Here is a 16,669-nt window from a genome sequence, read left to right as displayed (position 1 = left end):
GCCTACCGTGCCAGCAGCTTCCGGGCGAGGAGCGCGATAGCGTCAGGGCGCTCCTCAGCCATGAAGTGTCCCGCGTTGATGGGTTCGTATGTGAAGTCCGGTGCCCATGCGCTCCAGATCTGCGTCGGGTCGAATCCGAGTTGGCTACCCCAGTCCTGAGAGATCGCCGCGACGGGCATTGTGAGTGTCCGGCCCGCGTCGCGGTCGGTGCGGTCCATGTCGAGGTCGATGCTGGCGGTGGCCCTGTAGTCGGCGACGATCGAGGGCACTGCGGCGGCAGAGGCCTTGATGTAGTGATCACGCAGTTCGGGTGAGAATGTCGTCCCGGTGGGGTCCCAGGCGTCGAGGAACGATGCGAAGAACTCTTCGGCGACCGCCTCAATCATCTGCTCCGGAAGCCCCTTGGGCTGCGCCATGAGGTAGAGATGCCAAGCGACCTTCGCGTCGACGCCGCGCAGCACATCCCAGGTGTCCAGTGTGGGGAGGACATCGAGGATCCCGATGTGGGAGACCTGGTCGGGATGGTCGAGTCCTGCGCGGACGGCGACGAGCGCGCCCCGGTCATGACCGATGACAGCGAACCGATCGTGTCCCAGCTGAGAGGCGACCGCGACGACGTCGGCGGCCATCGTCCGCTTCGAATACAGGTCGGGGCCGTCGGCGTCGGGCTTGTCGCTCTCGCCGTATCCGCGGAGGTCTGGTGCGATCACGGTGTAGTCGCGAGCGAGGTCGCGCGCGACGGCATTCCACATCAGGTGTGTCTCAGGGAAGCCATGGAGCAGCACCACAGCGGGCCCGATGCCAGCGTGCGCAACGTTGAGTGCGACTCCGTCCGGACCTTGGATGCGATCGTAGGTGAACTCGGGGATGGTGAATTCGCTCATCAGTTGTTCCTGCTCTCAGAGGGTCGGTGCGTGGAGGGTGTGGGTTTCCCGGAGAAGATGCCGTGCTGTCCGGCAGGCACGCCGCTGCGCAGGGCGGGGATGAGGACCGCGTCGACGAGTGCGGCACGATAGGTGGCGTCGGTCGACAAACCGTTGAGCTTGCGGATGATCAAGGTGCCTGCCGCGATCTCTTCGTAGGCGAACGGATCCGCTGACTCGGGGAGCTCACCGCGAGCGATCGCCGCCTGCAGCACCGCCTCTGTCAACCGTGCTCCGGTCGGTCCGGCGGATGCTTCAATGAACTCGCAGAGCTCCGGATCCCGCAACCCCGCCTGCATGATCGTCAGGCTGATTGGTTCACCGGCGTCCATTGTGGATTCCAGCCGAGCAAGGAGAGCGAGCAGATCCCCGCGCAGCGACCCTGTGTCGATGGGCTCGGGCTTGTTCCGCGCCGCCGGCCCCGCTTTGATGGCCGCCACGACCATCTCCTGTTTCGTCGCCCAGCGTCGATAAAGCGTTCTCTTGGATGCCTGTGCGCGGCGCGCAACCTCCTCAAAGGTCACCCCATCGACACCAAGGTCGCCCATGACGTCGAGGACGGCCTGGAGGATCTCGGCCTCACGGCCTGGATCGCGTGGTCGACCCGGCGGGCGCGTTGTCGAATCTGCTTTAGGATACGTCACGTGTCGTATCCTAACAGGAATCGAACACCAACGTGATCGGCCGCTCGCTCGAGATGGAGGACTGTCAACAACCTCATGGCCAGCAACAACTAGACGTGCCCCACATCGACGCGTTACGACGGCTCTCTGACGAATGGGTATCAACTGCCGCTTCCGGCGGCTCGGGGTGGGGCACTAGTGAAGTCTGGCGATCAGTATCTGGGCCAGTACGCGCGGCGCTAATTCGGACAGGCACGGCTATGGCTCCCACCAATGCGTTCTATGCACGATCAGAACCCAATCGTCAGGAGGGGATAACCGACTTCGGAATCAAGCTTGTGACCCCTCTTCGTGAAGAAGGGTTAGCAGAACAGGAAGCCGGCCAGGAGTCGGGAGAGGCGACCTAAGCTACCGCTAGGATTCGTAGTGCGATACGTGCAGCGCCCAGCCAGATGCGTCAGAGAGCCTTCACACCATCGGTGCGCATCTGGCGACTCCGGAAGCGGACGCCGTCGGGCCAGGCGGACTCGTCAAACGTCCACAACTGTGACGTTCAATCCAGGTGCCTTGGCGAGACGAGTGTCCCCGGTCAGCAGGGTGGCGTTGAGGTGGCGGGCAAGCGCAACGTACAAGGCGTCGTGAATGGAGATGTTGTTCCGCAACGTCCATGCCTCGGACAACAGCGGCGCAACCCTCGTCACGTTTAGTGGCCATCTCACAAGGCCGTCGATGAGTGTGCCGGCATGCTCGTCGGTGATCTGGCCTCGCAACGTGTCCCGACGAATCACCTTGGCAACTTCCAGGTGGAAGTGCTCAACAGTCCATTCTTCGACTTGCGACTCAACGTCAGCTTGGCCAACGCCAAGCCGGTCGGCGTGCGGTTCAGGATCTCGACACCCGCCGAGGCGTCGAGGACGTATCGGACCGGCACTACTCTTCGTGCCGGATCTCGGCGAGAACATCAGCAGCCGGGCGATCGCGTTCAACACTCGGCAGCGACATCCACCATTCTCGCCAAGTCGCACGCTCGCGCCCGGCGTCCGCAGGCGTAGCTGCCACTTCGATCGCCGGATCACCGAACGCGGGCACTGTCATGCTCACAGTCTATCGACCTTCCCGCTCATCCAGAGCCTATTGACCGGGCTTGTCCCCGGCCGTCTGCCATATGGCTGTCGTATGTGCTCGCGGGACCAACCCAGCGAGCTTCGGAACGCTCCATACCCAACGGTGGCGCCTGCCGGTCGCGCCATCGGACTGGAGCAGTGGTGTGGGAGCGTCGCGCGAGGGTGTCGAGGTGGTCGGCGAGGGCTTCGAGGTCGTCGTCGAACAGATCAGCGTAGGTGTCCAGGGTCATGGACGCCTTTGAGTGGCCAAGCATCCGCTGAACGGCATTGACGTTCGCACCTGCGCTGACGGCGAGACTGGCCGCCGTGTGGCGCAGTTCGTGCGGATGAAACCCCGCCGGTAAGCCCGCATCGCGGACGGAGCGGTCGAACCAAGATCGCCGCGCCCCACCGACCCCCAGTACCGCGCCTTGTGGCGAGGCGAAGACCAGGTCGTCCGGGCCCTTGTCCACGATATGTGCTGCTAGCCCCCGAGCGAAGAACCGCGGGATCGGCACCCAGCGACGCTCGTGATCCTTCGGCAAACCCCAGTCAAGCCGGCCACCGTTCACCTCGGCCACGGACTCTTCGATGAACATCCGGCGGCGATCTGTGTCGACGTTCCGGACTCGAATGGCGGCGAGTTCACCCCAACGGAGCCCGCAGTAGGCCAAGACGTAGACGACCAGCCCACCACGGAGCGGTCGGCTGCCTGGTGACCACCGACCATTCCGGTGACGCGGCGTTGGCAAGCTCGGCCACCTGCCCAGCACTCAGGTCCCGCTTTCAGGGCGGGCGCGACCGTGGGAAGCGTGACTCCTTCGCACGGATTGGCGATCAGCCGGCGGGACCGTACGGCGTAGCTCATGATCTGCGACATCACACCGTGGATCTTCACGACGGACCCCGCCGACAGACCGGCCCCGGAGAGACCAGCGATCCATTCCTGATACCCGTCATGCACCACATCCGCGATCGCCACACCGTGCCACGCTGACGTGATGCGCGACCGGACGATGCCTTCGTAGCGATTCCTGGTGGACGCCTTACGCGAGAGCTTCGTCGCCAGCCACTTCTCCGCCCACTCCGGTACGGTGATCTTGCCCAGCGTCGGCTCGACGAACGTCCCAGTGACATGCTGTGTGGTTTGCTCGTCCAGCCACTGCTGCGCGTCGACCTTCCTGGCGAACCGCTTCTCACGTTGCCTACCGGCAGGATCGAAATAGCGTGCGCGCCACTTCTTCCCGTCGTACCTGACGCTGGCCACGCTCACCTCACCGGCCGCTCATCGGCGTTCATGCCTGGCAGGTGCGCAAACTCTCCCCAACCAGCCGCCGTCATCGACGCTCGTCCGACTCCGCTGACACGACAGGGTCATGGAGCAACTGGTGGACGCGTTGGTGAGAGACGCCAAGGACGGTGCCGATGTCACGAAGCGAAAGCCCTAGCTCGGCAAGTTCTCGGGCTGCGAGACGGGCTTCGATCGCGGCGGCGTGGTTGGCCCAGGACGCGGTGTGACGTAGCTCCTTCACACGTGACAAGTGCTGGCGGGCGACGTCGGGCAGCACAGGACGTACGGTCACAATGACCTGATCTGGTGGAAGATCGAGATGGGCAGCAATCCTGGCGCGCTGATGCCCCACAGCTCGGGCCAGCAGTGGCACGTGGGAGCGTAGGTGTGGGTGTTGGTCGCAGTGGACTATCCACCGATTCCCTTCACGGACAGCCGTGCTATCAAGGCGGAGGTCGCGGGTTCAAGTCCCGTCAGGACCGCCAGCATCATCGCAGGTCACGGCCGGTTCGGCCGTGACCTTCTTTCATCTCTGGGCGTTACTTGCCCCTATTTCGCCCTTGCGAGACCCAGCGGCGATGGCGTCGAGCAATCAGCCAGCGACGAAGAGCTGCCACCTACACCGTTCATCGTCTTCCTGTCCTTGCGAAGTAGATGATGGTACTTTGGTACTTGTTCCTGACACGACGCGTGAGGGGAGTACGGGTCATGGCTACCGCACCCATCAAGGTTGACGTCGCCACCGATGAGCTCGTCTCCCACGCTGCTCATTTCTTGTCGCGCTCAAAGAAAGACATCGTTGACGCCGCAGTGCGCGAGTACATCGACGCTCACCGCGACGAGATCAACACAGGAATCAGCGCCGCCCTCGGCCAGCTCAACGGGTCCGATACCGCCGCTGTCTCGCTGATGACCGGGCTCAGCGCCGACGAGCTTGATGAGCTCGGAGGCCTACCCGAGTAAGTCCGTGTTTGGCGGTCAATCCTGTCGCCGCCAGCATCTAGCCTTCTCGGTATGACTCAGGTCTCCAACGGCGTACGCCCCACTAAACGATGCCTGACCGATCTTGACGTGCCGTTGCCGGACCTCGGCCATCCACTGGACGAGATCACTCATCGCGTCGTGGCAGACGCCCAGGCCATTCCGGAGCAGCGTGACGCTGGCGGAGCCGAGCGAATCTCGTCACTGCGCGATCGGGTGTGGTTCAAAGTCAAGTCCGGCGACTATCGCGGCGCAGTGACCAACCTACGCGGCCACGAACTACCGAACGAGACACCGACCGGTGTGGGCGAGTGGTGGATCGGCGCAGCCGGCCACCGCCAGGCTGACAGCCCTCAACGCGACTTCTACGAGACGATCAAGCGTGAGTGCACAGTCGGCAAGACCATCTCAACCACCCGCCTCCTGCCCGTTGACTGGGACTGGAAGCGCCTCGCTGCCGAACATGCCGTCGCCTGGCGACGAGAAATGAAACATCTAGTGATTCGGCTCATCGCCATGTCGCTCACCACGGGCGATCTCGCTGTGGCCGAGTTCCGGCAGCACCGATTGAAAGCTCTCGCCCGTGCAGGCAACGGCCATGAGGCATACCTCGCAATCATCGCTGAGGGTATCCCTGACCCGGAGGTCTTCGCCCTACTGCTCGATTGCGTTCCCGGCATCTCAGTCGACGATTGGCAACCCGAACCATCGCCGCTCGCAGACATGAAACCATCACCAGGTGAGATCATCTGGTCGACGTTGCTCCCCTCGGCGGTCGCCCATACGATCCTGGAACTAGCCGACGCAATCGAGTGACCTTGGCAGTTGCGGCGAATCATCATCTCGATCGACAACTTCGCCTCTGAGCCTGACTTCGTCGTGGCACCGCTGGAAGTCAGGAGCATCTTCCCGCAGGAGTTGCCGCTGCTCGTCTCGCTCGGCGGCCTTCGGCTCGTCGAACGCTTCGGCGATTGGTCCGGTCGACCATTTGCCGTGGACACGCCGCTTCAACTCTGCATCTGCGAGTCCGCGTAATCAGCAGGCCATCACAGTCTTTCGACCCTCACGCTCACCCAGAGCCTATTGACCAGCCTCGTCCAAGGTTGTCAACCACGCCGTTGCTGTATGCGGTCGCCAACCAACCACGCGAGAGGTCTCGTAACGTGCCATACCTAGCAGGCGACGTCCGGGACATCCGCCCAGGCGGGTCCTCGATGTCGCGCACGACCGGACGCATCTCGGACGGCGCGGTCGAACCAAGATCGCCGCGCTCCACCGACCCGCAATGGTCGCAGTGGCGTTCATCGTTCATCGCGGCACGTTGGAGCCGCCCGCTGCACCAAGCGGGCGATCATCGTCGGTGTTGCGGGGTGCCGGTCGTGGGATGAGGAATCCGAGGAGCCCCGCTCCGGCGATCAGCGCCGCCATGATCACGAACGGGTCTTGATAGCCGGAGGCGCTCGGCAGGGTGGTGAGTGCTGCGAGTCCGATGGCGCCACCAAACTGTTTGCCGGTGTTCATCAATCCGGAGGCTGCGCCCGCATCACGGTCCTGGACACCCTGCGTGACAGCCGCAGCCAGCGGCATGTTCAGCAGGCCACCGCCGATCCCGATGATCACCGAAGGCAGCAGGATCGTGACCGGGTAGTTCACCACCGGCACAAGCCACTGAACCAAGAATCCGAGCGCTGCGACCGCCGAACCTGTCACGACGAGGCCGCGCACCGAGTGGCGTTCCAACAGCCACGGTGCGCCCCAGGTGCTCACGACGAGCATCACGACGGTCAACGGGAGGAACCCGAGCCCGGTGGCCGCCGCCGAGTAGCCCATCTCCTGCTGGATGAGGAAGGTCAGGAAGTACCAGAGCGCGACTTGGAAGCAGGCACCTGCCAGCAGAATGGCCCCATTGCCTATGAGGACGGCACGATTGCGCCACAGCCGCGACGGCACGAGCGGCAGTCGAGAGGTTCGCTGCTGAATGGCGAGAAGGATGAACAAGACAACGCTGGCAACCGCCGACACGAGGGTCAGCCGGGAAGTGTCGCCTTCGCTGATGGTCGAGACCGCATAGGCTGCCGTCGCGAATGCGCCGGTAACCAGCACCGAACCGGACACATCGACGCGGCCCCGGGGTGCCCGACCGCTGGCGCGGATGAGCCCGTAGGCTCCGGCGGCGACGGCGAGCCCGATGGGGAGATTGATCAACAAAACTGACCGCCAGGAGACGTACTCGGTCAGTAGGCCACTGAGAACATTCCCGAGGCCGCCGCCTGCGAGGCTGGCGCCTGTCCAGATCGCGACCGCCCGCACTCGTTGCCGCCCCTCTGGGAACCACAGTGTCAGCAGGGAGAAGGTTGCCGGAGCCAGCACCGCAGCTGACACGCCCTGCGCCGCTCGGGCCGCGATCAGCACTCCACCACCTGGCGCGAGCCCGCCGACCACACTGGCGGCGGTGAAGACGAGCACGCCCCATAACAACACCCGGGGGGCACCGAAAGAGTCGGCCAGCCTGGCACCGGCGAGGATCAGCCCGGCGAATCCGAGCGTGTACGCCAGCACCACCCATGAGGTGCCCACCGTGGATAGTTCCAGGTCAGCGCGCACCGAGGGCAGCGCGACGTTCATCACCGAGGCGTCCAGCACCACCAGCAGCTGCGCCACGCAACTGACCCACAGCACAAGCCGTCGCGCCCGTACATCCCGTTGATACAGTCGTATCATGATACGACTGTATCAAGCGGAAGGGGCGAAGGGCGATGGACGAGCAGGATCGACGCACCACGATCATCGGGGCCGCCGAGCGGCTGCTATCTCGTGGCGGCGTAGAGGCCGTGTCGATGCGCAACGTGGCCGCCGAAGCAGGCGTCTCCCTGCGCCTCGTGCAGTACTACGGCAAGTCCAAGAACGAATTGCTCACCACCGTCCTGCGAGCCATGTCCGAACGCAGCGTGCAGCACTGGCAGCAAGCACTCGCGTCCACCCAGGGGGAAGCGGGCGCCCCGCTACGAACGTTCTTCGAGGCGGCATTACCGCTTGACGAGCAGAGCAGAGCCTTCCATCGCCTCGGGGTCTCGCTAGAGCAACTGTCGGTCTCCGACCCGGATGGGATGGGAGCTGTCTATCGCGATCATCTGCGGCGGCTCGCCGACAGCCTCGCCCCCCACACAATGGCAACAGGCACCGCCGCCACGGAACGAGCCTACGAGATCATGTCGCTCTCACACGGCCTCGGCAGCCTCATATCCACTGGCGCCATCACCCCGCAGCAAGCCCGCACCATCGCTTCGGACTACCTCGACCGCTACACCACCATTGCGGCACCAGGCGCCGACCCGACACCACACTGACCGTCCATGACACACGCCTCGAGTCGGGCCATCGGTAACGTCCGATCAAGGCGCGGAGGGAGAGACGAAGGTGCGGTCAGAGCGTGGCCAGCGCCTCCCGGAGCAGTCTCTGCGGGTCGTCCGAAGTTGCTACAGATAACCTCTGACGACGTAGCACCGAAAACGAGGCGGAAGAGTCGAGACGATGGCCTATTTCAAGCGGACTGGAGAGTCGAGCTTCCAGGCGACCGACCACGTCGGCGGAGCGTGGGACCCCGAATTCCAGCACATCGCACCCGCCTTCGGCCTGCTGGCCCATGCCATGGAACTCGACCGCGACCACCGCCGGGGCGATGACCTCGTGATCGGCCGGCTTTCCTACGACATCCTCGGCACCATCCCGATCGATGTCGTCGACATCACGGTCAAGGTCGTCCGGCCAGGCCGCACCATTGAACTCGTCGAGGCCGCTCTCGCACATGACGGGCGCGACGCCGTCCTGCTGCGCGCCTGGCTTATGCGACCGGGAGACACCGCCGGAATCGAGGGGTCGGCGTTTCCAGCGATCCCACCGCCGGACGCCATGCCGGTGTGGGATCCGTTGACAGTGTGGCAAGGCGGCTTCATCGCCTCCACAGACGTGCGTCGCGTCGAGTCCGGCCCAGGGCGTGCCGCGTACTGGGTACGGACCCCGCTCGCGCTCATCCACGGCGAGGACGTCAGCCCGCTGGCCAGCGCCGCCGGACTATTCGACGCCGCCAACGGCATGGCCGTGCGAGTCTCGCCGAACGACGTGGCCTTCCCCAACCTCGACCTGACGGCGCACCTGTTCACCCAGCCGCGTGGGGAGTGGATCGGCTTCGACACCACCGTCTCCTTCGGACCTCACGGCCTGGGTTTGACCAGCAGCGTCATCTACGACATCCAGGGGCCAGTCGGAACCGTTTCGCAGATCCTTACCGTCCGCCCGAATTGACAACGCCGCGAGTCGGTCCCGTCACCACGGATGTGCTCATCATCCTGAGTTGACCCCGGCTTGTCCCTGCCGGGTCAATGGGTTACCACTGACCTGGTCGGGTGCCGTTTGCCTGCCCCGCTGCCGCATTCGTGCACGGTAGCGTTCGAGACCGGGGCGCCCGAGCCGATCCGCGAACCGGGTCAGCCCGGGAAGCATGTTCGGGGCAAGCATCGCCACCCGGGCGAGCAAGCCGTCGAGACGTTGCGGGTACGTCTCGGGGCGAGGCGAGATCAGTGCGCGGATCACCGTACCGGCGACGTCGTCCGGGGTCTGCGGAGCGGTGATGAATTGCGACGGCTCCGCTCCGATTGCTGCCTCACGTTCGAGCATCGGCGTGTCGATGGCTGACGGTTGCACGATGGACACGGCGATTCCTTCCCGGCGCAACGCGAGGTGTAGCGAGAGAGCCGCGCCTCGGAGGCCGAACTTACTTGCCGCGTAGATCGGATCGGTTCCCATCGCTATCACGCCGCCCAGCGAGCCGGTAAAGACGATCCGTGGCCGCTGAGAAGCGCGCAGTCGCGGCAGCACCGAGCGGGTCAGTTGCAGCGGCGCGACGAGGTTGACGCGGATCTCTCGGTTCAGATCTTCATCGGTGCGGTCGTCTATCTCGCCCCCGATGGCCATCCCTGCGTTGCTGACGAGAGCATCCAGCTTCGGCAGGGCGATGAGTTCCTGTGCAAGTTGTTCAACCGCCACCGGATCCGCGAGGTCGGCACACACGATGGCGCGATGTTTCTGGCCATCCTCGGCCGGAAGGGTACGGACGAGATGTTCCAGCCTGTGGAGGTCGACGTCGATCGCGATGATCGTGGCACCGCGTGCCGCGGCCCGCAGGGCAACGTGGGCGCCGAGCCCGCCGGTTGCGCCGGTCAGGGCGATGACCTCACCCCGGAGATCGCCGCGTTCCCGCACCGGGCCGCCGCCCTCGGTGGATCGATTGGGTTCCTGGTCAGCTCCTACCCACCCCATGTCTCCGAGGGTCTTTCGGATAGCCCGGACGAAGGCACCGGAGTCGACATAACCCTGGTGCCTTGGCGAGGAGGACAGGTGAAGTCCGCCGAGCAGGTCGGGGTGGTGGTGCGCGATCCGTTCGTCGAATCGGGCGGCGCGGGACGGATCGCGATCCTGACTGACGACGTACTGCGCCACGATGGATGCCGCCTCGTCGAACAGCATGAACCCCCCGGAGTTGCTCTCATTGAGGCCAAGGACGAAGAGGTTGCGATGTCGGCGCGAGAACGTTCCTAGGTACAGTTCGTCCTCGTCGATGCTGGTAATGAGACCTTTGGCGTAGGGCACCCGGGGCTCGTATCCGGTGGCGGCGATGATCCGATCGAATTCCTCTCTCCTGCCGTCGACGAACTCCACGGTTCGGCCCTCCACCCGCCGGATGTCTGGCCGCGCCACGACGTCTCCGTGAGCAAGCGAGTCAAGGATGCGTGTGCCCACGGTCGGGTGTGAGTCGAGTAGCCGATGGTCCGGTTTGGGTAAGCCGAATCTGCGCAGATCTCCCACGACGAGCCGGAGCGTGAGCTCGGAGAGGAACCGGCGCAGGCGCCGAGGGATCCACTCCAACCCGTCGTCGAGAGTGTCACTTGGCACGCCTGAGATGTGCTTCGGGATGAACCAATATCCGCGCCGGAGACTCAGGGCGCAGCGGTTCGCCACCCGCCCAATGTCGACGGCGATGTCGCACCCGGAGTTTCCAGCCCCGATCACCAGAGTGCTGGTTCCGATGAACGGGTCGGGATTGCGGTAATCCCGACCCGGGATGAGTTCACCGGTAAACCCGTCTAGGGAGTCCGGGATGCGGGGAAACCACTGCGCGCCACTTGCGCAGATCACCGCTCGGTAGTGGCGGACAGTCGGTGGCTCGGAACCGTCGACGGGGGAGGTTTCAACAAGCCAGCCGTCCGCGGAGGACGTGATCCGTTGGACCTCGACGCCGAATGAGACCGCGTCGAGAAGCCCAAAAGAGTGGGCGAAGTCCTCGACGTAGGTCAACACCTGGCGGTGGCTCGGATAGTCCGGATAGTCGTCGGGCATCGGGAAGTGGTGGAAACCTGAACGTGTCCTGCTGGAGATGAAGTGCGCCGAGTCATACATCGGCCCGCCGGGCCGTTCGACGTCCCAAATGCCTCCCACCCGGTCGTGCCGCTCGAAGTGCTCATACGGCACACCGTGTGCACGTAACGCCCTGGCCGCCGCCAGTCCTGCCGGGCCCGCGCCCACGATGCACACGCCGACCGTCCGGGCTTCAGCGGCCACGCCCTGTGGAACGACGGCCTCTGTGTCACAAGATTGTCTCTTCATTGAAGATGCTCCTTATCCCCAGTTACCTAGCAATTTAGGTAGACGAGGGTGCACAAGAGGAGGACCACAACGGACAGGAACCGGACACTTGCGGCCACGCCTTAGAGGTAGAATGAGCACCATGGAGCCGGCGACCGCAGATGCCGAGCTTGTGCGAATCACAGATCGCCTCGCCGCCGCGTCGGGGTGGGATCTGGCCGACGCCCTCAGCGCCGCGGGCATAACCCGTCCATCGCTCGATGTGCCTGAGCTGCGGGTCACCGTGCGACAGGCGCGGGTCTTCCTGCGGTGCGCGCTGGCTTCCACCGCACGCCCCGATCTGGGCCTGCTGATCGGTGCCGGACAGACGCTGACGACGTGGGGGGTGCTGGGCCTGGCCATGGTAGCCGCGGACGATGTTGAGCAGGCTGTCAGCGTCGGTCTCCGCTACCGTTCGCTCGCCGGGCCACTCGCCGAACTCCACACACACGACGATCAGGGCGCTCTCGTTCTCACCACCGAGCCGCTACCTGGACTCGAAGACGTCAGCCGCTTCGTGGTCGAAGAGATGTTCGCCAGCATCGCCGGGATGCTGAGCCTCGGCCTTGGCCTCCCTCCCGGCGTGCCCGCCCCGATCGAGGCAGAGTTCGCTTTCCCGCCACCCGACGACAGTGCGGTTCTCCTCGACCTCTTCGGAGCGGCGGCGACGTACGAGAGTGCTGCCTCCCGGCTCGTCATCCCCGCCGACGTCCTGCGTACCCCGCTGCCCACCGCTGACCGGTTCTGTCATCGGAAGATGCGCAGGCTCCTTGATGACGAGGTAGCAGCGCGGCATGAGATACACGGCTTCGTCGCACAGGTGGAGCGGTCGATCTCCCTACATCTCGACGAAGCGCCGACCATGCCGGCCATCGCGAGCAGGTTCCATGTCAGCGAACGCACGCTGCGCCGCCGTCTCGCGGAGGCGGGAACCACGTTCCAGGCTCTGGTCGACGCGCTGCGCCGCGATCGCGCTCACGAGATGCTGTCAACGGGGGCCACATATACCGAGGTCGCGCGCGTATGCGGGCTGAGCGACGAACGTAGTCTCCGGCGCGCCCTCGCCCGTTGGAAGTGACGACGACCAAGTCTGCGGATCGCGACCGACATCTCGCGGCGCCCGCTACGAGATCACGACTCTGGCCGGCGCACAAGGGGAGGACGCGGGCGAATGGCGCGACAGCTCACGAGCCACACGTGGCCGCGGCGGGCAGCCGGCCCGCGAGGTACGCGGCGGGAGTCACCCCCATGACGCGGCGGAACTCCGCCGTCATATGAGACTGGTCGTAATATCCCGCTTCCACGGCCAGATGTGCCAAGTCTTTCTCGCCGATGTGCCGCAACACCCGGCGGACGCGATCTATGCGGGAGAACCGCTTCGGCGACATGCCCACGACGTCGGCGAAGACGGTGCGCAGATGGCGTTCACTGGTATTGAGTCGGACAGCGGTGTTCTGAATGGACTCGGCGTCGGCGCCGCCAAGGATCTTCGCCGCCCGGACGACGAGATCGTGTCGAGCCGCGTCGTCGTCTGACTCGGTCGCCATACGGCCCTTGAGTACTTCGCCCAGCTGCTGAATCAGCGCCGGGGCGACGGCCATGCCGTCGTGCCCGCGTAACCGCCGCAGCCAGCCAGCTTGAGGGTCATCAAGCGCACCCGGGCCCCCGTTCCAGGGCACCAGTCCGTCGACGATTCCGTGCAGCGGCCCGTTCACCAAACTCTTGGCGCGGCCATGCCTGATCCGCATCTTGATGCACCGCGGCCCGGGCCGGCCAAAGTGGTAAAGCGCCTGCGTACGCGGCCCCATGAGCACCAGCTCGGATCGTCCGTCCTCGTCCACCCGGACGGTCAGCGTGGTGGCCGGATCCGGCTCGTCGACCACGAGCTGTTCGCCCTGGGACTCACCGATGGCGGCCAGGCTCATCGTCGAGATCCACGGCCGAAGGGCCCGAGGCACCACCATCTCGTTTTCCAGTTGCACAGCCCAACCCTACGGCGAACATTCCGACCGTGCCGCCGAGCCCGCGGCGGCGCCGCCGTTGCTGACGATCGAGACGGAGCGCCGAAATTTCCTATCTGGTGGGTAGCCGCGGAGAGCACGATGACCAACATGATCCTTGTCACCGGTGCAACGGGCACCATTGGCCGACACGTTGTCCGCCTGCTCGCCGCCCAGAACGAACCCGTCCGAGCCATGATGCGCGACATCTCTCGAGCGCCGCGCCTACCGGGTGTCGAGTCCGTGACTGCCGACTTCGACGATCCAGCATCGCTCGCCCGAGCCGCCGACGGCGTCGACAGCGTGTTCTTGCTGACCGTACCGGCATCACCAACGCCCACGCAGGACCTGGCCATGCTCGATGCCGCGAGGAAAGCGGGCGTGACCAGGCTCGTGAGGCTGTCGGCCATCGGGACCGGCGAGCGAGACGACACCGGTGCGACCGTCGGTGTCTGGCATGGGCAGGCCGACGACGCGGTACGTGACAGCGGCATGCCATGGACCGTGCTACGACCGTCGGTCTTCGCGTCCAACGTGCTGTGGTGGACCGATGCCATCAGCAATGGCCAGCCAGTCCCCAACGTGACCGGCACCGCCACGCAGGGCATCGTCGACCCCCGCGACGTAGCGGCGGTCGCCGTTGCGGCGCTGACGTCACCGGGGCACAACGAGCGCACCTACACGCTGACCGGTCCGGAACTGCTGAGCGTGGCGGACCAGGCGGCGGTACTAGAACGGGTGCTCGGGCGGAGCATTCCAACCGTTGATCTGTCCCTCGAATCGGCAAAGGAACAGATGCTGTCGCACGGCCAGAGCCCCGCCGTCGTCGACGCCTCACTCATCGGGATGGGCTGGGCCCGAGCTGGACACAACGCGATCCTGACCGACGACGTAGCCCGCGTTCTCGGCCGGCCCCCGGGCAGCTTCGAGTCGTGGGCACAGGATCACCGGGACCTGCTTAGCTAGCTGACCCTTCGCTGTTCCCACCTGCCCCCAACTGGAAATGCCAGATGATCGTCGCCGACGTTCCGGCCCGGGCCGCGGTGGCCGCCTCAGGAGCTAGGCGGGTGAGGCTCCATGGCCAGTGGTGCCACGGTTCAACGGACACGGCAGACCAGGGTTCAGGCTCACCATCTCCCCTGTCGACGGATACCTGGCTGGGTTCGAGGCGTGGTTCCTCGCAGCGTCGCACCTGCAGTCCATGCGGGAGTGCGGCACGCAGATAGTCACCAGGCTGGTGCCGATAGGCGGGCAGCCGCCCGGGTTCGCCGTTCGGACCGAGCACAGGTGGGATCGACCCGAAGAACACGGAGTCGTGGTGAACGTCCGACAGTACGAGGTGACCACCTGGGCGCAGGACCCTGGCGAACTCGGCTAACACCGGGGTTAGGTCGCGAACATGGGTCAGCGCCAACGCGCAGACCACGATGTCGGCCTCGCCATCGGCCAGCGGCAGCCGATGGAGGTCACCGAGCCGGAACTCGGCGGCGGACACTCGCCGCCGAGCGTGTTCGAGCATGTCCGGTGAGCTATCGACGCCGAGCACCCGATGTCCCAGCTCAACGGCGTACTCGGCGTACCTGCCCGTGCCACATGCCGCATCCAGGACAGTGCCGGTCGGCAGCGTGTCCAGGATCTCCCGGACGGTGGGCTCCTCGAAATCGAACATCGCGTTACGCGGCTCGTCATACGACGACGACCACACCCGGTAACCGTCGACGGTGTCGACGCGGCTGACGGCCACACCCGCGGCCTTCAGCGACTCGTCGTCGAGCAGGCGACGTATCTCGGCGATACGCGCTTCGACGAACTCCCGGTCGTGTTCGCCGGTGTAGGCACGCAGTAGTGCGACGCCGTGGAGTCCGAGCACGTAGGCCAGCGGGTGTTCGTAGATCATGTCGCAAGAACGTAGCGCCCCTATCTCGCGGAAGCGAACGATTTCTGCCTACGTTCGACGACGGTGGCAGGTTCTCCTCGTTATAGCGAGCACAACCCTCCACCGTCACACCGAAAACCCTCCACCGTCGCCCACCTGGTCACGATCACCGGAACGGCCGCACCTCGACCTTCCGATGGCACGCCTTCGACCCATCGGCGGCCAGTGCGAGCGCGACGTCGAGATCTGGGGCCTCTAGGATCCAGAACCCGGCCAGATACTCTTTCGCCTCCACGAACGGGCCGTCGGTAAATATCGCCGTCGCACCGCGGTTGTCGATGACAGTGGCCGACGTGGGCTCGGCGAGGCCACCGGCGAAGACCCAATAACCCTCCGACCGGAGGCGGTCGTTGAACACGTCGATCGCCGCCATCTCGTCCGTGGTTGCCAGGCCTGCCGTGTCGTCGATCACGGAAACCAGATACTGCATCGTTGATCATCTCCTACGGTTCGAGGCCACCTCCATGGCGGCCACCTACCTCTGCGACGAACACCCTGCCCCCGATCCGACACCCGCTGCCGGATTTCTTTCGCGACATTCTTTACCGCACCGGGTAACTGATCCGAGGTGCCGCCTGGGCAAGGAAATTCAGATGCGGGTCTCCGGCGCGGCGACACTAGTCTGTGGGTCTGACGGACCGCTACGTGACTGGGAGTTACCACTATGGCCAGTAAGTTCACCGAGCTTGCGATCGATTGCGCCGATCCCCGCAGCCTTGCTGGGTTCTGGTGCTCGGTTCTGGGCTACGAGGTGCAGGAAGAAGCCGACGACATTGTCTTTATCGGCTCCCCCACGGTGCCTGAAGGCAAGAACCGCCCCGGTCCCGTACCACCAACGTTGACCTTTGCTCGTGTCCCCGAGGGCAAGATCGTCAAGAACAGGCTGCACATCGACGTCAATCCCACCGACCGGGAGCAAGACGACGAGGTCCGTCGGCTGATCGATCTCGGAGCACGACGTGTCGACGTCGGCCAACGCGATGAGAGCTGGGTTGTCCTCGCCGACCCGGAGGGGAACGAGTTCTGCGTGCTGGCGACCCGCTGCCCCTAGCCGGGCAACAAGCCCACCACTTGCTGGCTTTGTATGACGGATGACGCTCATTTCGAGGCTGCCATCCGTCGAAGAAGACCAGG

19 protein-coding genes are annotated in these 16,669 nt (G+C 64.9%); 8 read left to right on the top strand and 11 right to left on the bottom strand.

The window, feature by feature from the left end; all coding sequences use genetic code 11:
- Positions 1-2: 2 nt before the first annotated feature.
- From G8760_RS15170 to G8760_RS30280, 6 genes are all read right to left on the bottom strand, one after another.
- A complete protein-coding gene (locus G8760_RS15170; protein WP_166352560.1) occupies positions 3-884 on the bottom strand; it encodes an alpha/beta fold hydrolase in 882 nt (293 codons plus the stop codon).
- Complete coding sequence (locus G8760_RS15165) at positions 884-1,567, bottom strand: TetR/AcrR family transcriptional regulator (protein ID WP_281355154.1); 684 nt, start codon at positions 1,565-1,567, stop codon at positions 884-886. Before G8760_RS15165 ends, G8760_RS15170 begins: the two co-directional genes overlap by 1 nt.
- Positions 1,568-2,076: 509 nt before the next feature.
- Positions 2,077-2,334, bottom strand: coding sequence for a type II toxin-antitoxin system VapC family toxin (locus G8760_RS31125; RefSeq protein ID WP_166352558.1), 258 nt, complete (start codon positions 2,332-2,334; stop codon positions 2,077-2,079).
- Between the two features lie 142 nt (positions 2,335-2,476).
- Complete coding sequence (locus tag G8760_RS15155; protein ID WP_166352556.1) at positions 2,477-2,641, bottom strand: hypothetical protein; 165 nt, start codon at positions 2,639-2,641, stop codon at positions 2,477-2,479.
- 25 nt (positions 2,642-2,666) lie between these two features.
- A complete protein-coding gene (locus tag G8760_RS15150; RefSeq protein WP_246222570.1) occupies positions 2,667-3,323 on the bottom strand; it encodes a tyrosine-type recombinase/integrase in 657 nt (218 codons plus the stop codon).
- A complete protein-coding gene (locus tag G8760_RS30280; RefSeq protein ID WP_246222575.1) occupies positions 3,218-3,916 on the bottom strand; it encodes a hypothetical protein in 699 nt (232 codons plus the stop codon). The genes G8760_RS15150 and G8760_RS30280 overlap by 106 nt, the downstream gene beginning before the upstream one ends.
- 732 nt (positions 3,917-4,648) lie before the next feature.
- Between G8760_RS30280 and G8760_RS15145 the strand changes: the two genes are divergently transcribed.
- Genes G8760_RS15145 through G8760_RS15135 form a run of 3 tightly spaced genes read left to right on the top strand, consistent with a single transcriptional unit; the run spans position 4,649 to position 5,956 of the window.
- Positions 4,649-4,903, top strand: coding sequence for a hypothetical protein (locus G8760_RS15145; RefSeq protein WP_166352552.1), 255 nt, complete (start codon positions 4,649-4,651; stop codon positions 4,901-4,903).
- Between the two features lie 51 nt (positions 4,904-4,954).
- A complete protein-coding gene (locus G8760_RS15140; RefSeq protein WP_166352550.1) occupies positions 4,955-5,737 on the top strand; it encodes a hypothetical protein in 783 nt (260 codons plus the stop codon).
- 9 nt (positions 5,738-5,746) lie between these two features.
- Positions 5,747-5,956, top strand: coding sequence for a hypothetical protein (locus tag G8760_RS15135; protein WP_207782378.1), 210 nt, complete (start codon positions 5,747-5,749; stop codon positions 5,954-5,956).
- 273 nt (positions 5,957-6,229) lie between these two features.
- Here G8760_RS15135 and G8760_RS15130 read toward each other — a convergent pair whose 3' ends face one another.
- Positions 6,230-7,642, bottom strand: a complete 1,413-nt coding sequence (locus G8760_RS15130; RefSeq protein ID WP_166352548.1) for an MFS transporter — start codon at positions 7,640-7,642, stop codon at positions 6,230-6,232.
- Positions 7,643-7,677: 35 nt separating this feature from the next.
- Here G8760_RS15130 and G8760_RS15125 point away from each other — a divergent pair, with 35 nt between their 5' ends.
- Together G8760_RS15125 and G8760_RS15120 are read left to right on the top strand one after the other, a co-directional pair.
- The gene (locus G8760_RS15125; RefSeq protein WP_166352546.1) at positions 7,678-8,268 is read left to right on the top strand and encodes a TetR/AcrR family transcriptional regulator; all 591 of its coding nucleotides are present in this window, start codon (positions 7,678-7,680) and stop codon (positions 8,266-8,268) included.
- A gap of 184 nt (positions 8,269-8,452) precedes the next feature.
- On the top strand, positions 8,453-9,223 hold the full coding sequence (locus tag G8760_RS15120; RefSeq protein WP_166352544.1) for a thioesterase family protein: 771 nt from the start codon (positions 8,453-8,455) through the stop codon (positions 9,221-9,223).
- A gap of 39 nt (positions 9,224-9,262) precedes the next feature.
- On the opposite strand, the gene G8760_RS15115 is transcribed toward G8760_RS15120, so the two are convergent.
- Positions 9,263-11,581, bottom strand: coding sequence for an SDR family NAD(P)-dependent oxidoreductase (locus tag G8760_RS15115; RefSeq protein ID WP_166352542.1), 2,319 nt, complete (start codon positions 11,579-11,581; stop codon positions 9,263-9,265).
- A 121-nt stretch (positions 11,582-11,702) separates the two neighbouring features.
- Between G8760_RS15115 and G8760_RS15110 the strand changes: the two genes are divergently transcribed.
- On the top strand, positions 11,703-12,677 hold the full coding sequence (locus G8760_RS15110; RefSeq protein ID WP_166352539.1) for an AraC family transcriptional regulator: 975 nt from the start codon (positions 11,703-11,705) through the stop codon (positions 12,675-12,677).
- A gap of 106 nt (positions 12,678-12,783) precedes the next feature.
- On the opposite strand, the gene G8760_RS15105 is transcribed toward G8760_RS15110, so the two are convergent.
- Positions 12,784-13,581: an AraC family transcriptional regulator gene (locus tag G8760_RS15105; RefSeq protein WP_207782377.1), complete on the bottom strand. Its 798-nt coding sequence runs from the start codon at positions 13,579-13,581 to the stop codon at positions 12,784-12,786.
- A 120-nt stretch (positions 13,582-13,701) separates the two neighbouring features.
- Between G8760_RS15105 and G8760_RS15100 the strand changes: the two genes are divergently transcribed.
- Complete coding sequence (locus G8760_RS15100; protein ID WP_207782376.1) at positions 13,702-14,565, top strand: NAD(P)H-binding protein; 864 nt, start codon at positions 13,702-13,704, stop codon at positions 14,563-14,565.
- Here the strand turns inward: G8760_RS15100 and G8760_RS15095 are convergent.
- Together G8760_RS15095 and G8760_RS15090 are read right to left on the bottom strand one after the other, a co-directional pair.
- The gene (locus tag G8760_RS15095) at positions 14,558-15,496 is read right to left on the bottom strand and encodes a class I SAM-dependent methyltransferase (RefSeq protein WP_166352536.1); all 939 of its coding nucleotides are present in this window, start codon (positions 15,494-15,496) and stop codon (positions 14,558-14,560) included. The two genes, G8760_RS15100 and G8760_RS15095, sit on opposite strands and share 8 nt — an antisense overlap.
- A 145-nt stretch (positions 15,497-15,641) precedes the next feature.
- Positions 15,642-15,965 carry a YciI family protein gene (locus G8760_RS15090; RefSeq protein WP_166352534.1) on the bottom strand — a complete coding sequence of 108 codons (324 nt, stop codon included), beginning with the start codon at positions 15,963-15,965 and terminating at the stop codon, positions 15,642-15,644.
- A 234-nt stretch (positions 15,966-16,199) separates the two neighbouring features.
- Between G8760_RS15090 and G8760_RS15085 the strand changes: the two genes are divergently transcribed.
- The gene (locus G8760_RS15085) at positions 16,200-16,586 is read left to right on the top strand and encodes a VOC family protein (protein ID WP_166352531.1); all 387 of its coding nucleotides are present in this window, start codon (positions 16,200-16,202) and stop codon (positions 16,584-16,586) included.
- Positions 16,587-16,669 lie beyond the last annotated feature (83 nt).

Source organism: Phytoactinopolyspora limicola, from assembly GCF_011320225.1.
GTDB lineage: Bacteria > Actinomycetota > Actinomycetes > Jiangellales > Jiangellaceae > Phytoactinopolyspora > Phytoactinopolyspora limicola.
This window is presented reverse-complemented; position numbering and strand designations above follow the sequence as displayed.

What these genes read in the sequence shown, in the direction of transcription:
- G8760_RS15170 (WP_166352560.1), bottom strand. Translation starts at nt 884, where the DNA reads ATGAGCGAATTCACCATCCCCGAGTTCACCTACGATCGCATCCAAGGT.
- G8760_RS15155 (WP_166352556.1), bottom strand. Translation starts at nt 2,641, where the DNA reads ATGACAGTGCCCGCGTTCGGTGATCCGGCGATCGAAGTGGCAGCTACG.
- G8760_RS15145 (WP_166352552.1), top strand. Translation starts at nt 4,649, where the DNA reads ATGGCTACCGCACCCATCAAGGTTGACGTCGCCACCGATGAGCTCGTC.
- G8760_RS15140 (WP_166352550.1), top strand. Translation starts at nt 4,955, where the DNA reads ATGACTCAGGTCTCCAACGGCGTACGCCCCACTAAACGATGCCTGACC.
- G8760_RS15130 (WP_166352548.1), bottom strand. Translation starts at nt 7,642, where the DNA reads ATGATACGACTGTATCAACGGGATGTACGGGCGCGACGGCTTGTGCTG.
- G8760_RS15125 (WP_166352546.1), top strand. Translation starts at nt 7,678, where the DNA reads ATGGACGAGCAGGATCGACGCACCACGATCATCGGGGCCGCCGAGCGG.
- G8760_RS15120 (WP_166352544.1), top strand. Translation starts at nt 8,453, where the DNA reads ATGGCCTATTTCAAGCGGACTGGAGAGTCGAGCTTCCAGGCGACCGAC.
- G8760_RS15115 (WP_166352542.1), bottom strand. Translation starts at nt 11,581, where the DNA reads ATGAAGAGACAATCTTGTGACACAGAGGCCGTCGTTCCACAGGGCGTG.
- G8760_RS15110 (WP_166352539.1), top strand. Translation starts at nt 11,703, where the DNA reads ATGGAGCCGGCGACCGCAGATGCCGAGCTTGTGCGAATCACAGATCGC.
- G8760_RS15100 (WP_207782376.1), top strand. Translation starts at nt 13,702, where the DNA reads ATGACCAACATGATCCTTGTCACCGGTGCAACGGGCACCATTGGCCGA.
- G8760_RS15095 (WP_166352536.1), bottom strand. Translation starts at nt 15,496, where the DNA reads ATGATCTACGAACACCCGCTGGCCTACGTGCTCGGACTCCACGGCGTC.
- G8760_RS15090 (WP_166352534.1), bottom strand. Translation starts at nt 15,965, where the DNA reads ATGCAGTATCTGGTTTCCGTGATCGACGACACGGCAGGCCTGGCAACC.
- G8760_RS15085 (WP_166352531.1), top strand. Translation starts at nt 16,200, where the DNA reads ATGGCCAGTAAGTTCACCGAGCTTGCGATCGATTGCGCCGATCCCCGC.